We start from the raw sequence: 15,033 nt of genomic DNA on the forward strand, positions 1-15,033 counted from the left end.
GGAGGGATCGACAAACCCATGACCCCGAATGCCCACGAGCGAGTCCCCAAACGGGCCAACGGCGAACGAGAGGCGGAGGTCCTCGACCTGCTTCTGCGCGCCGACGGCGCGCTGACGCCCGGCGAGGTGACCGAGCGTCTCGGCGGTGAGCTGACCTACAGCAGCGTGGTGACGATCCTCACCCGGATGCACGCCAAGCAGCTGCTCGACCGCACCCGGCGCGGCCGCGCCTACGCGTACGCCCCCGTCACCGACGACCCCGGCTTCGCCGCCCGCCGCATGCGCACCGTCCTGGAGGAGCGACCCGACCGCGAGGCCGTCCTCGCCCGCTTCGCCGACAGCCTGTCCGCCACGGACGCCGACCTGCTCCGCCAGCTGCTCGGCCCCGACCAGGACGACGACCGGTAGGAAGAGCCCACCCGGATGCGCATCGCCGTCTACCTCCCGCTGCTGCTCCCGCTGCTCGCCCCGCTCGGCGCGCGGATACTCTCCGAGCGGTGCGAACCCCGCCTGGCCACCTGGCTGCTCACCGTTTCCGCCCTGGTGCTCGCCACGGCCAGCACCATCTCGCTGGGACTGCTCGCCATCACGGGGCTCATCCGCATCCCGGCGCTCGCGGGACTCGGTCACTGGTCGGTGCACACGGCGCAGCACGACGACCCCACCGAGCTGTCCGTCGCCCTGGTCGCCGGCCTGCTGCTCGGCGGCGCCTCGGTCACCGCGGCACGCATGCTCTGGCGTCGCGCGCGCTCGCTGGCCACCGCCGCGCTGCGGGCGGCATGCATGCCCGCGCCCGACGACGGCCTGGTCATCGTCGAGGACGAGACCCCGGACGCCTACGCGCTGCCCGGCCTGCCCGGGCGTGTCGTCGTCTCCACCGGCATGCTCCACACCCTCAACACGTCCGAGCGCGGCATTCTGCTCGCTCACGAACGCGCCCACCTGGCCGCGCACCACTATCTCTTCGTGGCGCTCGCCCAGTTGGGCGCCGCCGCCAACCCGCTGCTGCGTCCGCTGGCCACCGCCGTCACGTACACCATCGAGCGCTGGGCCGACGAACACGCGGGCACGGTCACCGGCGACCGCGTCCGCGTCGCCCGCACCGTGGGCAAGGCCGCGCTGGCCGCACACGACACGGTGGCCCGCGCCCCCGGAGCCGCCATGGGCATCCTCGGCCGCCGCGGCCCGCTGGCCGGCGCCGGGCCCGTGCCCCGCCGGGTCGCCGCCCTGCTCGCTCCACCCCTCGGCCGACACCCCTGGCTCGCCGCCGCGACCGTGGTGATCCTGGCGGCCGCGACCCTGTCCACCGCCGAGGCGGCCCACGATCTGCACGCCCTGCTGGAGGCCGTGGGCGCGTCGTAGCCCGCTGGACGACGGGCTTCGCGACACAGGACAGGGGGTGACCCGGCGGGTTCTTCGCGGGGCTCACGCGGGCTGCTATAGATGGCAGCGCCCTCGGCCGCGCCCGCCGCCCACCAGCAGACACGTGGAGCAGTTCCTATGACCTCCTGCGAAGTCTTCGGCTGGGAGAACGGCAGCGCCGGCGGGTACTACCGGGTGCAGCTCCCCATGAGGAGCCTCGCTGGTCTCGGACATGCCGCCGCCGGCGGTACGGCGCTTCCGGCCGACTGGCTTCGCGACAACCCGGACATGATCGTCGTCGGGCAGCGGATCCTCGAACCCCGAGCCAGCCGGCTGTGGCAGGAGATGGCGGCGGCGGGGCGCAGACTGATCTTCGAGATCGACGACGATCTGTGGAACATCGATCGTTCCTCGCCCTTCTTCCACGGCCTCATGCAACGCGAGGACATCCGCGAGAACCTGCGGCGGAACATCGAGGTCGCGCATGCGGTCACGGTCACCACGGAGCCGCTCGCCGACCGCGTGAGGACGATCAACCCTCGCGTTCACGTCATTCCCAACGCGGTACCGGACTGGCTGCTCGATCACCGGCCGGCCCGGCGCACGGACGGGATCGTCACCGTCGGCTGGGGCGGGGACGGTACCCACGCGATGGACTGGGAGGATCACGCCGAGCCGATCCGCGGCTTCTTCTTCCGGCATCCCCACACCGAGATGCACTGCATGGGCGCCGACTACGACCTCGGACTCACCCCCGAGGGACGCACCAGATTCACCCCGTGGATCAAAGGGGTCGAGCCCTATCTCCGCGCGGTCGACTACCACATCGGCATCGCGCCGCTGCGGAAACACGTCTTCAATCACAGCAAGTCCGCTCTGCGGACCCTCGAGTACGCCGCCCTCGGTATCCCGGTGGTCGCCTCCGCCGTCGGCCCCTACGCACGCCATGTCCGTGAGGGAGTCACCGGATACCTCGTGCGCCGCGCTCACGAGTGGGACACCTGCCTGGACGCCCTCGCGAACGACGCCGATCTCCGCGACCGCATGGGTGCGGCGGCCAGAGAGCACGCCTCCCTCCACTCGAGCAGTCGTGTCGCCCCCCTGTGGGAGAAGGCCGTCTTCGGCTGATCGTGGCGGCGGCGGTCCGCGGGCGACCCCCATCTCGTGTGTCGTGTTCCCGCCACTCATGGCACGATCTCGCTCCCGAGCGCGAGGTGCTCGGCGAGGGGGAGAGTGCCGCCCGTGCGCCGGAACCGACGGCGCAGCGGCCCCGTAGAACTTGGAGGCGCAGGTTCCACTGCTGATTCCACGGGGCCGCCGCTCTGCTCGCCTACCCCGCGGTGCGTCCCATAGGCCCGATTTCATCCAGCCGTCTCCGCCGTGCCGGATCTCCGCGCGAGTGAGGCCCGGCCGTGTCCGGCCGGGCCTCACTCCTACTTCCCTCGCGGCGCGCTGCGGTGCCGAGCGCCCGCCTCTACCAGCGGTACCAGCGACCCTTGCGGCCGCCACTGCCGGCCGGCCGGACCACGAAGCCCAGCAGCCACAGCACCAGCACGATCACCGCGATCCACCACAGCGCCTTCAGTGCGAAGCCCGCGCCGAAGAGGATCAGAGCCAGAAGAAGAACCAGAAGCAGGGGAACCATTGTTATCAACCTCCTGGCCACCGAATGCCCTTACTTCACCCCTACAAGCACACAAAATATGAGTTATTTTCACGGGACGCGGGGCATGGGGGTGGGTCGCGCTGTTCCCCTCTCTCCCGCATCCCGCGTGCCACACCTCCGCACCCATGTGACCTCCTCCGGCGCGGCGCCAGGAGGACGATTCCCGACGGACCAATCCGGGCCGCGCCTGGTACCGGATTACGCGGGCATGTTCTGGCCTGTCGCACCCGTGAGAGGAACGTTGTGAAGGAAGCCGTGTTCATCGGCAGGAAGCCCTCTCCCGGGCCTGATCTGCAACAACTGCTGCGGGAGGTGGCCCTGGGCGACCACGAGGCGTTCGCCGCGCTCTACGACGCGGTGGCCGGCTCCGTCCTCGGAGTCGTCCGCGCGGTCCTGCGCGACCAGGCACAGTCGGAAGAGGTCGCACAGGACGTCCTGGTCGAGGTGTGGCGCACCGCTCCCCGCTACCGAGCCGAGCGCGGGTCGGCCATCAACTGGATCCTGACCGTGGCGCACCAGCGGGCGGTGGACCGGGTCCGCTCGGTCGAGGCCGCCGCCGCACGCGACACCAAGGCCGCCCTGCTGGAGCGGACACCGGCTTACGACGAGGTGACCGAGCAGGTCGAGAGCCGCCTGGAGCAGGAGCAGGTACGCCGCTGCCTGCGCACCCTGACCGAGCTGCAGCGCCAGTCCGTCACCCTGGCCTACTACCAGGGGCTCACCTACCGGCAGGTCGCCGAGGCGCTGGCGCTGCCGCTGGGCACGGTCAAGACCCGCCTGCGGGACGGTCTCATCCGGCTCCGCGACTGCCTGGGGGTGACCGCATGAGCGTCACCGATCTGCACAGTCTCACCGGCGCGTACGCCCTGCACGCGCTGCCCGACGACGAGCGCGCCGCCTTCGAGCACCATCTCACCGGCTGCGAGGCCTGCGAGCAGGAGATCGCCGAGTTCACCGCGACAGCGGCACGCCTGGCCCTGGCGGCCACCACACCGGTCCACCGCGCCATGCGGGATCAGGTTCTCGGCCGCGTCACCACCGTGCGCCAGGTGCACCCCGACGTCGCCCGGGCCGAGCAGGTCCGCCGCCTGGTGCCGCGGTGGCGCGGGCCGGCCCGGTGGGCGCTGGCCGCGAGCGTCGCCGCCGCGGTCGCGTTCGGTGGCACCGCCGTATGGCAGTACGAACGCGCCCAGGACGCGCACCGGCAGGTGGTCCGGGCGCAGCGGCACGCCGACGAGCTGGCCCGTGTGCTGGCGGCTCCCGATGCCCGCAGCCGCTCGGCGAAGGTGGCGGGAGGCGCGGGAACGCTGGTGGTGTCCGCCGGACGCGACGAGGCCGTGTTCGTCGCCTCGCGCATGCCGGCCCCGCCGCACGGCAAGGTGTACCAACTGTGGTTCGCCGACGGCCAGAAGATGCGCTCGGCCGGGCTGATGAACCCCGGCCGCACCAGTCAGGCCGTCCTCATGGAGGGAGCGGTCGGCCGGGCCTCGGGCGTCGGCATCACCGTCGAGCCGGCCGGGGGGTCCGAGCAGCCGACCTCCGCACCCCTCGCTCTGCTGCGGATGCCGGCCTGACCACCGGGGAGGCAGCCGGTCCCCCGGCCGCCTCCCCGCTCCGCGGCGCCCGCGGACTCGTCCGACCCTGTCAGTCGGCCGCCGGTGCGACCACCCTGATCGTCTTGAGGTCCGGGGCACTGGCGTCGGGCGGGTTCATGCCCGCCTGCCGCCCGGTGAGCAGATAGCGCAGCACCGGTTCCGTGAGGCGTTCACCGGGCAGTACGGCGGGAATCCCCGGGGGGTAGGGCGTGATCATCTCCGCTGCCACGCGCCCCGCGGCCTCGGCCGTCGGCACGTGCTCCGCCGGCCCGAAGAACGCGTCGCGGGGCAACCGGACCTGCTGCGTCCGCAGCTCGGCCGGCGCGGGCACGTCCACCCGGGCGCCCGGGGCGAGGTCGGGTGCTCGGGTGTGGTCGACAGCCATGGCCGCGCGGGTTCCCCGGGTCGTCGGAGTCACTCGGGCGGCTCCGGACGCGTCCGGACCTGCTGCCAGTAGCCGTACACGTGCTGTTCCGCCTCCAGCACCGGGGAGAAGGCGTCGTCCGGGACTCCCGCCGCGGACGGCGCGGCGTGCACCGTGCCGGAGGTGAGGCGGTGGCGCAGCCGCCGGACGGCACGGGCGGTGGGGCCACGGCCGCCCTGGTGGAGGACCGCGGCGCGGGCGACCAGGACGACGGCGACGACCGCTGCGGCCGTCAGAGCGGCGGAGGCTTGCTGATCGGACATGAGGTGGGCGTCTTTCGTCGGGTGCTGATCGCAGGGGCAGGGCCGGGTGTCGGTACCGGCGGGACATGAGGGCCGGGGATCCGTACCGGCCAGGTGGGAGGGCCGGGTGTCCGTACCCGTCAGGTGCGGGTATCCCTGCCGGCCCTCCTCCATTCCTGTGCGCGCCGGCCTTGGCGGGGAACGCCGGGGCCGGCCGACCGGGCCGCAGGCGATACGGGTCGCCCGCGGCCGGCTCATCCCTTCCGGCGGCAGGCCAGCCACACCACGGCGGCCACGCCGGCGGCCGCGAGCAGCACGTTGCGGTTGTCCCGCGCCGCGCGTGCGCCCCGGGCCGTCTTCTGCCGTACCGGTTCGGGTGCCTTCTCCTCCCACAGCTGACCGGCCCGGGCCGCCTTCGTCCGGGCCTGCTCCGCCGCGCGGGAGGCCTTGTCCTTCACCGGGTCGGGCAGCCTGTCCTGCGCCTGCTGCGTCAAGTCGGCGGCCTTGGCCTTCAGTTCACCGGCCTTGAGCGCGGCCTGCACCTTCAACTCGCCCGCCTTCGTGGCGACCTGTTCCTTCACTTCGGCGGCCTTCTCCTGCGTGCGCGCCTTGACGTCGGCCTTGGCAGCGAGCGCTTCGACCGTCTGCCCGAGTTCGGTCCGGGTCTGCTCGACCTGCTCGCGCAGTTCCTCGGGGCTGGAGGCCGAGGGCTCGTCGTGGGGCGGCTGGGTCATCGGTGCGCACTCTCCTTGATCGTGGCCACATCGGCCTTCACGTTCTCGACGGTCTGCTCGGGCGCGGGCGGCGCGGCCTGGTCGACCTGCTTCTTTCCGCTCATGGCCATCACCGCGGCGATCACACCCAGCACCGCGGTGACGATCAGTGCCGCCGCCCACACCGGCAACGGCACCGCCAGCCCGGCGATGGCGGTGGCGACCAGCGCTTCCAGCATCAGGAAGCCGACGACGCCGGCGCCGCCGAACAGGCCACCCCCCTTGCCGTAACGCTTGCCCTTCTCCTTCATCTCCGCCTGCGCCAGCCTCAGCTCACCCCGCACCAGCTCCGTCAGCTGCTGCGACGCCCGCTGCACCAACTCGCCCACCGGCTCCTGACCTGAGCGGTCCACACTGCCTTCGGATGCGGTGTCGTGCGGCTGCGTGGTCGACACGGCGTCACCTCCGTTCCTCTGTGTTTCCGCAGGCCGGGCTGGGGCCCTCGCCCGGCCGTCCGACGAGCGCGCGAGTACCCCGAACGGGCGAGTCAATCGTCGCTCGACGTCCCGGACGGGACGGAAGCCCGATGCGGGACTCGACCGGCGTGCCGGAACGTTCGCGCTGGGGGGGCCGCCCTAGGCCGGGTGGCGCGCGATCGGACGCGGAGCTCGATGCGTGAGCCAGGCGCCGGCCAGGCCGATGACGGCACCGCCGGCGACGTCGGTCGGATAGTGCGCACCGCTCTGCACCCGTTCGAGCGCGACCAGGGCGGCCGGCAGCGCGCATACGGCCCCGGCGGCGGGCCAGGCCGACGCCACGGCCGCCGTGAAGGCCACGGCGGCCGCGGTGTGACCGGACGGGAACGACGACGAGTCGGGGCGGTCGTCCACCTCGTCGTGGGGGAACCATTCCTTCGGCGGCCGAGGCCGGTCGGCCAGCCGTTTGCCCAGGCCGTTCGCGACGAGCTGGCCGAGGAGCAGGGCGGTCAGGCCGGTCACCGCCGCCCTGCGGCCGCGCCGCCCGCCCAGCCATGCCATCGCGACGGCGGCGCCCCACCACAGCTTCGTGCTCTCGGCGGCTTCCTCCACCGCCGACAACACCCTGCCGACATCAGGGGGAATGTGTGCGGCAGCCTGTTTGGCCAGCGACCGATCAGCGTCGTACAAACCCGCCGGAATCCTCATGAGGGGCAGGTATCCCGAGGTCACCGCCGTATGCCTGGCCCGTCCGTCGCTCGGGCGGCTACGGCCTGTCCCCCGCGCGCCCCGGCAACCGGGCGGCGAGCGCCTGCCCGAGCGCCAGCACGCTCAGGGCGAACATCGTGACTCCCAGCGGCACATGGAGCAACGGCACGTGCGCTATGCCCAACACCACCTGCACGGAGGCGAGTACGAGGAAGCCGGAGGCGTGCAGGACGGGTCGCGGCGACCCTCCGCCCGGCTTCCACGCCAGGACCGCGGCGAGCACGTACAGCATCGACGCGCCGTACATCACGCGTGCTCCGACACCGTGCAGCACCTCTCCGTGGGACGAGGAGAGCAGCACTCCGGCGGTGACCGCCTGGAAGAAGATGCACAAGGTCTGCAGGGCGATCGCGACCTGAAGGAACGTAAGGCCGCGCTGTTGCGCCGTAGTCCGGGTGATGGCCATGGCGTGGTCCCCTTCTCTGCCTCACGGCGGTGATCGGTAGTGTCTCGGTGGTCCGACGACGCAGGCCCGGAAAATGTGAGGCGACATGAGCACCCCACCCGAGCAGGGGCACGACGGATCCGGGCCCGGGACGGCCGTCGGGGAGCGGCGCCAGTTGGTCAACGTCGCCTATCGGCTGCTCGGTTCACTCACCGAGGCCGAGGACGCGGTGCAGGAGGCCTACGCCCGCTGGTACGCGATGTCACGGCAGCAGCAGGAGGCCGTCCGGTCGCCCGGCGCCTGGCTGACGACGGTGGCCGGCCGTATCTGCCTGGACCTGCTCGGCTCGGCGCGGGTCCGGCGCGAGCGCTACGTCGGCGAGTGGATACCCGAGCCGCTGCCCGACCGTACGGAGTGGATCAGCGGGCCGGCGGGCGGCGACGGGGCCGACCCGGCGGACCGGATCACCCTGGACGAGTCGGTCGACATGGCCTTCCTCGTCGTGCTGGAGTCGATGACGCCGGCCGAACGTGTGGCGTTCGTCCTCCACGACGTCTTCCGGTACTCCTTCGCCGAGATCGCCGAGATCGTCGGCCGTACCCCCGCGGCCTGCCGGCAGCTGGCGTCCTCCGCCCGCCGCCGTGTTCGCGCCGCACAGGCACCGGCGGTCCCGAAGGCCGGGCAGGCCGGTCTCGTGCGGCTCTTCAAGCAGGCGTGGGAGGCACGCGACATGGAGGCCCTGGTGGGCCTCCTCGACCCGGACGCCACGATGGCCGCCGACGGCGGCGGGATGGTCGGCGCCGTCCGCCGCCCGGTCGAGGGCAGCGACCGCATCGCCCAGTACCTGATCCACATCGCCACCGTCGCCCCCGGGCTGACGCTCCTGGAGCGGACGGTCAACGGCCGGCCCGGCCTGGTCGCCCAGCGCTCGGGCGTCACCATGACCGTGGCGGCCTTCGACCTCGCCGGCGACCGCATCACCCGCATCTGGGCGGTCCGCAATCCGGAGAAGCTCCGCCCGTGGACGGAAGACGGTCGGAGCTGACCTCTCCCTGTCCGCGAGCGGCGAGGGGGTGGGACCCTGCGGGCCGCCGACGACCGGGCACCGACGGCCACCTCGCTCAGGGGATATGCGGGAACGGGCGCGCTGTCAGCGCGTGGGCGACACGCCCTCGTCCGCGGAGTCGTCGGTGCGCAGCCAGATGGTGCGCTGCGGGAACGGGATGTCGATCTCGGCGGCGTCGAGGGCGTCCTTGGCCCGGCGGCGCAGTTCGCGGGTGACGGCCCACTGCTGCAGGGGGACGGTCCTGGCCGCGATACGGACGACCACCCCGTCGGCGTCCAGTGACTGCACGCCCCACACGGTGGGGTCCTCGAGCAGCAGGTCGGTGAAGGCGGGGTCCTGGCGCACGGCGCGTCCCGCCTCCTCCAGCACGCGGTAGACGTCGTCGAGGTTGGCGTTGTAGGCCACGGCGACGTCCAGGACGGCGCGGGCCCAGTCCTGGCTGTCGTTGCGGACGCGCAGGATCTCGCCGTTGCGGATGTGCCACAGACCGCCGTTGAGGTCACGCACATGGGTCAACCGCATACCGACGTGTTCGACCTCTCCCACGGCTTCGCCCAGATCGACCGAGTCACCGACCCCGTACTGGTCCTCGATCATGATGAGCAGCCCCGACAGGTAGTCGGCGACGAGGCTCTGCGCACCGAAGCCGATCGCCAGGCCGACCACGCCGGCGCTGGCCAGGAGGGGCCCCAGGGCGATGCCGACCTGGTCGAGGATCATGGCCGTCCCGATCAGGAACAGCACGATGGTCACCGCGCTGCTGAGCACGGAGCCGATGGTGCGGGCCCGTTGCTCACGTCGCTGCCGGGCACGGGAGCGGTCGCGATGGAGGACGGCGACCCCACGGTCCGAACGCGGCCGCCGTGCCTCGCCGTCGCCGCCCGAGGGCTCCAGGATGTGCTGGACGACACGGGTGATCGCCCGCTTGGCGACCGAGCGGACGACGGCAAGGACGACCACGATGAGCGCGATGCGCAGCGGGACTTCGACCCAGGCCGCGGCGTGCTCACGCATCCAGCCCGGCCACGCGACGGCGAGCCTGTCGGCGGCGACGGGACCGGTCGGTTCGAGCGGGTTCGGTGTCGGCACAGTGCCTCCGTTCTTCGAATGGTTCACGATTCACCGGCCGTGCCTACCCCGTGTCACACGGATCATGATCGCCGAATGCGGCCGGATCGTTCCGCGTGGCCCGGGCGGCGGGGTGAGGGCACCGGCCCGGACTGCTGTTCCAGGGGTGAACGGGGTCAACTCCCACGGTCCGTCGGATCGGCAACTGACACGCTGCTCGAAGTGATCCGTTCCCCGTCCATGCGGCGGGACGGTCGGCCGTGAGGGGTGAGGTCGTCAGCGTGACAGAGGGCGCGAACGGTGCGTTTCGGCACAGTGACGGCAGCCCTCCGCCTCTGCCTAGTCCGGAGTCCGCCGGGCGGCCCCGCCGGGTTCCGCGTCACGTCGCGTGCGTGATGGACGGCAACGGACGGTGGGCGACGCAGCGGTCACTGCCGCGTACCTCGGGTCATCATGCGGCGGAGACCACGGTGATCGACGTCATCGAGGCGGCGAGGGCCGCGGGGGTCGAGTGGCTGAGCCTGTACGCGTTCTCCACCGAGAACTGGCGCCGCCCGAGCACCGAGGTCGACTTCCTCATGCGGCTGGTGCGCCGGGTCGTCCGCAAGCACGCGCCGCTGCTGCACGCCCGCCGGATCCGCTGCCGGTTCCTCGGTGTGACGGACCCCCCGGATCCCCCGGGCGCTGGCCGAGGACTTCGCCGACCTGACGACCCTGACCGGAGACAACCCGGGCATGACCCTGACCGTCGCGTTCGACCACGGCGGGCGCCGGGACATCGTCGAGGCCGCACGGTCGCTGATCCGCGCCGGGCTCTCGCCGGAGGAGGTGACCGAGGAGAGTTTCGCCGCGCACCTGTCCTTCCCCGACACACCCGATGTGGACCTGGTCATCAGGACCTCGGGGGAACAGCGCATCTCGAACTTCATGCTCTGGCAGGTCGCGTACGCCGAGTGGGTCTTCCCGCCCGTGCTGTGGCCCGACTTCCGCGCGCCGCACTTCCTGGAGTGCCTGCACAGCTACCAGCAGCGCGACCGCCGTTTCGGTGACGTGCTGCCGACGCAGAACGGAGAACTCTGATCATGAGCACCGAAGCCGACGGCCGCCCGGTTCGCACCGACGCGGACGCCAGTGGGCCTGACGGCGCCTCCGCCCGTCCGGGCGTCGAGGAAGGCCAGGAGTCGTTGTTCGGCGAGGGGTCCTGGTTCAACGAGTTCTTCGGCGACCCGCGTTGGGCGTTGGCCATGGTCCGGGCGACCGTGCTGGAGGCCGCGCACCCGCAGATCGGCGGCGCGCTGATCGACAACTCCACGTTCGTCGCCCACCCCTGGCGGCGGTTGCGCAACACCCTCACGAGCCTGCAGCGCATGTTCGGCGCCGACGAGCAGGTGCGGGCGCGGGAGGCGGCGCGCCTCAACCGTCTGCACGCGCGGCTGAACGGGACCGACGCGCAGAACAGGCCCTACGACGCCATGGACCCGGAAGTGCGGGCCTGGGTGGTGGCGACCCTGTTCGACAGTGCCGTCACCATGTGCCGGCTGAGCGGGCAGCCCCTCGGCGAGGACGTCGTGGAGCGGTTGTACGCCGAATTCCGGGCCTACCTGGCCGCGTTGGGCGACGACGCCGGGCTGCTGCCGCCCACCGTCAGCGAGTTCTGGATCTACTACGACCGGGTGGTCGCGCAGGAGCTGGAGAACACCGAGGCCATGCGCATCATCCTGTACAAACTGTTCGACCACCTCCCGGCGCCTCCGCTGCTGACCGGTCTGCCCACCCTGTGGGCCACCGGCCGGGCCGTCGCCGGGCCGCTCATCGGCGCGATCACCGTGGCCTCCCTCCCGGAGCCGTTCCGCAGGCGCGCGGGCCTGCCCGAGGTGCCCGGCGCCCAGACCCTGATGCAGGGCGCCTATCTGACCGCCGGCCTGGCCCGCTTCCTCCCCGACGGCTGGATCCGCGCGGACGCCGTCGCCGACCTGCTGGCCCTTTCCCCCGACAGCGACGACCCGCGGGCACGGACGATCACCGCCCTGCGGAAGAGGATGAAGCGGGCCGGAGCCCTCATCCGGCTCATGACTCCGCTGCCGGATCCGGAGCCCACCCGGGCGACGGCCACTCGGCGCGGCGCGGAGGAGTTCTTCCGCGCGGTGCTGGACCAGACCGGGGACGGCTACCTGGACTGGCCCGACCTCGCCGCCATGGCGCGGGAGTTGTCCACCCGTCTGGACCTGGACGAACCCGAGGAGACGCGGCTCTACGACGCCTGTGCCGACTGGTGGCGCGAACTGCAGGCGGCTCTCGACACCGACGGCGACGGCCGTGTCAGCGCCGGCGAGTACGCGGCCGCGGTGCCCCGGCTGGCCGGACCGGCACTGATCAAGGTCGCGGAGGTCCTCTTCGCCGCCACCGACAAGGACGGCAACGGCACCATCGACGCGGACGAGTACCGCACTCTGTTCCGCACCGCGTTCCACCACGACATGGACACCGCCGACGGCACCTACGGCCGGAGCGCGTTCATCAACGACTTCCTCGCGTTCATGTCGGGCCGGCACCGCTCAGCCCTCTTCGATCCACTCCTCGCGGACGCGTGAGCGGCGTCCGGACTACCCTCCGTGGACCTGGTCGGGCCCGGTCCACGGCCGCCGCGCCCGTCCCGTGTGACAGCGGCGTACGGAACATGTCACAGGGCGCGTACCACCGGGCGCCGTCGCTTCCCTGCCGCTCCGCCCGGTGGGATCTTTACCGCCCGGAGCGGCCCGCGGGGGGCCGCCGGGAGGAAACGGGGTGGACACCTTGACGTACCGACAGCAGCGCGACGGAAGACCCGTCGGAAGGATTCGGAGCGCCGGTGGATCCGGCGCGAGCGGCACGAGGCGGCGCGTGCGGGCGACGGTCGCGGCCACGGCGCTCGCCATGGCCGTACCGCTGACCCTCGGCGGGGCGGCGGACGCGGGGGCGGCGACGGACCACTCGATCGTCTTCGCCCGCTACACCGCGACCGCGCCGGTCGAGGACCTGTACGCGATCTCCCCCGGTGGCGGAGCGCCCGTCGCGCTCACCCACACCGCCACCGTCAGCGACGTGATGCCCAGCTGGTCCCCGGACGGGAAGCGGGTGGCCTTCGTCCGCTACGGATCCGGGGGCGCCGTCGACGGCATCTGGACGATGAAGACCACGGGCGGCGGGCTGAAGGCCGTTCCCGGCACCAAGGGCGCCTCCGACCCGGCGTGGTCCCCGGACGGCAAGCGCATCGCCTACGCCAAGCCGGTCGGCACCCAGCGCGAGATCTACGTGGCCGACATCGACGGCTCACCGGCCGTTCGGCTCACCCACACGGCGGCGGACGATCTCCACCCGACGTGGTCGCCGGGCGGCACGTACCTGGCGTTCAACCGTGCGGACGCCAGCGGGCACAGCAGGGTGATGCGGATCCGGCTGTCCACCCTGGCGCAGACACCGGTCACCGGGTCCGGCTCCCACGACTGGACGCCCGACTGGTCTCATGGCAACCGCATCGCGTTCAGCCGCGTGGACTCCTCCGGCTTCGCCCGTCTCTACCTCGTCCGCCCCGACGGCACCGGGCTGCACCGCATCACCGCGTCCCGCCGCAACGACAAGAACCCCTCGTGGTCGCCGGACGGCAAGCGTCTGGTCTTCACCCGGGGCGGTGGCGACGACGCGGACCCCGAACACCTCTATCTGGTGCGGGCCGACGGCACCGGCCTGACCCAGCTCACCAAGACCGACTCCCACGACCTGGAGGCGGACTGGCGTCCGTGACCCCTGTCGGAGTGTGAGCGCAACACCCGGGCGCCATCCGGGTGTTGCGCTCATGGACGGGTCCGCCCCCGGGGCGGGCCCGCCTCGCCGGGGCGGGACACGCTCAGCCCGTCGGCAGGGAAATCCACGAGCAGTCCTCCAAGATCCGTAATGGTGTGAGGGAGCCGTGGCCGCAGCGCGCCACCCTCACCTACGCTGTTCCATGGATCCACGGAGGACGACGGTGGAGGGCACCAGCACACCTGCGGTCCGCCTCGACGACGGCATGACCGGCCGGGGCGACGCCGCCGCCGTGCCGCCGCCGTTCCCCGGGCCGCCCGACGGACCCGTCTACCTGGACTACAACGCCACCACGCCCGTCGACCCACGGGTCGTCCAGGCGATGATCCCGTACCTGACCGGCTTCTTCGGCAACCCCTCCAGCAGCCACCCCTACGGCGCCGAGCCCCGGCGCGCGCTGGGTGAGGCCCGGGCCCGGGTCGCCGCCCTCATCGGGGCCCGCACCGGCGAGATGGTCTTCACCGGCTCCGGTTCGGAGGCCGACCTGCTCGCAGTGCGCGGCGCGGTGCTGGCCTCCGGCCGCTCACGGCCGCATGTGATCACGCAGGCCACCGAGCACCCGGCCGTGCTGGAGAGCTGCCGGTCCCTGGAGCGCCTGCACGGAGCGCGCGTCACCGTGCTGCCGGTCGACGGCGACGGGCAGGTCGACCCGGCCGCGCTGGCCTCCGCGCTCACCGAGGCGACGGTGCTGGTGTCGGTCATGGCCGCCAACAATGAAACGGGCGCCCTCCAGCCGGTCACCGAACTCGCCGCCCTCGCGCACGAACGCGGGGCTCTCTTCCACTGCGACGCGGCCCAGGCGGCGGGGAAGATCCCGCTCGACGTCGGCGAGCTGGGCGTGGACCTCCTCACCGTCGTGGGGCACAAGATGTACGCGCCGAAGGGCGTGGCCGCGCTCTATGTGCGCGACGGCGTGCGGCTGGAGCCCGTGGTCCACGGCGGCCCGCAGGAGCAGGGGCTGCGGGCCGGCACGGAGAACGTCGCCCTGGCGGTCGCCCTCGGCGCCGCCGCCCGTGTCGCGGCCCATGAGCTCGACGACGGCACACCGGACCGGATCGCGACCCTGCGCGACGACCTCCATCAGCGGCTGAGGACGGCACTGCCCGGCCGCGTCCATCTCAACGGCCCCGAGAAGGCGCGCCTGCCGAACACCCTGAACGTCCGCATCGACGGCGTGCTCGGACACGAACTCCTGGCCGCCGCGCACGGCGTCGCGGCCTCGACGGGTTCGGCCTGCCACAGCGGCACCCACACCCCGTCGCCGGTGCTGACCGCCATGGGACTCGAACCGGCCAGCGCGCTAGGGGCGTTGAGGCTGACGCTGGGCCGCTGGTCCACGCCCGCGGGCATCGAGACGGCGGCGAACGCACTCATCGAGGCGGCTGCCGGGCACTGACCCGCCCCGGCCGAACCGATGGCGCCGGGGGG

At 72.5% G+C, this 15,033-nt stretch carries 16 protein-coding genes and 2 pseudogenes; 10 read left to right on the top strand and 8 right to left on the bottom strand.

Features of this window, described 5'->3' with window-relative positions:
- The first annotated feature begins 18 nt into the window (after positions 1–18).
- The 3 genes from ACF08B_RS32870 (at position 19) to ACF08B_RS32880 (ending at position 2,490) form a co-directional block, all read left to right on the top strand.
- Complete coding sequence (locus tag ACF08B_RS32870; RefSeq protein ID WP_392320719.1) at positions 19–408, top strand: BlaI/MecI/CopY family transcriptional regulator; 390 nt, start codon at positions 19–21, stop codon at positions 406–408.
- Positions 409–423: 15 nt separating this feature from the next.
- On the top strand, positions 424–1,362 hold the full coding sequence (locus tag ACF08B_RS32875; protein ID WP_392320720.1) for a M56 family metallopeptidase: 939 nt from the start codon (positions 424–426) through the stop codon (positions 1,360–1,362).
- A 138-nt stretch (positions 1,363–1,500) separates the two neighbouring features.
- Complete coding sequence (locus ACF08B_RS32880) at positions 1,501–2,490, top strand: glycosyltransferase (RefSeq protein WP_392320721.1); 990 nt, start codon at positions 1,501–1,503, stop codon at positions 2,488–2,490.
- Between the two features lie 346 nt (positions 2,491–2,836).
- Here the strand turns inward: ACF08B_RS32880 and ACF08B_RS32885 are convergent, their stop codons facing one another.
- Complete coding sequence (locus ACF08B_RS32885) at positions 2,837–3,007, bottom strand: DUF5670 family protein (protein ID WP_073895967.1); 171 nt, start codon at positions 3,005–3,007, stop codon at positions 2,837–2,839.
- A gap of 264 nt (positions 3,008–3,271) precedes the next feature.
- On the opposite strand from ACF08B_RS32885, the gene ACF08B_RS32890 reads away from it, so the two are divergent.
- Both ACF08B_RS32890 and ACF08B_RS32895 read left to right on the top strand, forming a co-directional pair.
- Complete coding sequence (locus tag ACF08B_RS32890; protein WP_093480109.1) at positions 3,272–3,856, top strand: sigma-70 family RNA polymerase sigma factor; 585 nt, start codon at positions 3,272–3,274, stop codon at positions 3,854–3,856.
- Entirely contained in the window at positions 3,853–4,602 is a 750-nt protein-coding gene (locus ACF08B_RS32895) for an anti-sigma factor domain-containing protein (RefSeq protein WP_392320722.1), read from the top strand. The genes ACF08B_RS32890 and ACF08B_RS32895 overlap by 4 nt, the downstream gene beginning before the upstream one ends.
- 70 nt (positions 4,603–4,672) lie before the next feature.
- Here the strand turns inward: ACF08B_RS32895 and ACF08B_RS32900 are convergent.
- The 6 genes and pseudogenes from ACF08B_RS32900 to ACF08B_RS32925 all read right to left on the bottom strand — a co-directional run.
- Positions 4,673–4,987, bottom strand: a pseudogene (locus ACF08B_RS32900) (ornithine decarboxylase); the annotation flags it as partial.
- 50 nt (positions 4,988–5,037) lie between these two features.
- Positions 5,038–5,310: a hypothetical protein gene (locus tag ACF08B_RS32905; RefSeq protein WP_392320723.1), complete on the bottom strand. Its 273-nt coding sequence runs from the start codon at positions 5,308–5,310 to the stop codon at positions 5,038–5,040.
- A 233-nt stretch (positions 5,311–5,543) separates the two neighbouring features.
- Entirely contained in the window at positions 5,544–6,023 is a 480-nt protein-coding gene (locus ACF08B_RS32910; protein ID WP_392320724.1) for a DUF3618 domain-containing protein, read from the bottom strand.
- Entirely contained in the window at positions 6,020–6,391 is a 372-nt protein-coding gene (locus tag ACF08B_RS32915) for a phage holin family protein (protein WP_392320794.1), read from the bottom strand. The genes ACF08B_RS32910 and ACF08B_RS32915 overlap by 4 nt, the downstream gene beginning before the upstream one ends.
- 246 nt (positions 6,392–6,637) lie before the next feature.
- Positions 6,638–7,090: a phosphatase PAP2 family protein gene (locus ACF08B_RS32920; protein WP_392320725.1), complete on the bottom strand. Its 453-nt coding sequence runs from the start codon at positions 7,088–7,090 to the stop codon at positions 6,638–6,640.
- Positions 7,091–7,244: 154 nt separating this feature from the next.
- Positions 7,245–7,652, bottom strand: coding sequence for a hypothetical protein (locus tag ACF08B_RS32925; RefSeq protein ID WP_392320726.1), 408 nt, complete (start codon positions 7,650–7,652; stop codon positions 7,245–7,247).
- An 85-nt stretch (positions 7,653–7,737) separates the two neighbouring features.
- Here ACF08B_RS32925 and sigJ point away from each other — a divergent pair, with 85 nt between their 5' ends.
- Positions 7,738–8,676, top strand: coding sequence for an RNA polymerase sigma factor SigJ (gene sigJ, locus ACF08B_RS32930; RefSeq protein ID WP_392320727.1), 939 nt, complete (start codon positions 7,738–7,740; stop codon positions 8,674–8,676).
- Positions 8,677–8,781: 105 nt separating this feature from the next.
- Here the strand turns inward: sigJ and ACF08B_RS32935 are convergent, their stop codons facing one another.
- Positions 8,782–9,786 carry a mechanosensitive ion channel family protein gene (locus tag ACF08B_RS32935; protein ID WP_392320728.1) on the bottom strand — a complete coding sequence of 335 codons (1,005 nt, stop codon included), beginning with the start codon at positions 9,784–9,786 and terminating at the stop codon, positions 8,782–8,784.
- Positions 9,787–10,160: 374 nt separating this feature from the next.
- Between ACF08B_RS32935 and uppS the strand changes: the two are divergent.
- The 4 genes and pseudogenes from uppS (at position 10,161) to ACF08B_RS32955 (ending at position 15,001) form a co-directional block, all read left to right on the top strand.
- Positions 10,161–10,845: pseudogene (gene uppS / locus ACF08B_RS32940) on the top strand (polyprenyl diphosphate synthase).
- Between the two features lie 2 nt (positions 10,846–10,847).
- Entirely contained in the window at positions 10,848–12,356 is a 1,509-nt protein-coding gene (locus ACF08B_RS32945) for an oxygenase MpaB family protein (protein WP_392320729.1), read from the top strand.
- Between the two features lie 289 nt (positions 12,357–12,645).
- Positions 12,646–13,545, top strand: coding sequence for a hypothetical protein (locus ACF08B_RS32950; RefSeq protein WP_392320730.1), 900 nt, complete (start codon positions 12,646–12,648; stop codon positions 13,543–13,545).
- Between the two features lie 202 nt (positions 13,546–13,747).
- Entirely contained in the window at positions 13,748–15,001 is a 1,254-nt protein-coding gene (locus ACF08B_RS32955) for a cysteine desulfurase family protein (RefSeq protein ID WP_392320731.1), read from the top strand.
- Positions 15,002–15,033: the final 32 nt, after the last annotated feature.

The organism is Streptomyces sp. NPDC015139 (assembly GCF_043079785.1).
GTDB lineage: Bacteria > Actinomycetota > Actinomycetes > Streptomycetales > Streptomycetaceae > Streptomyces > Streptomyces albidocamelliae.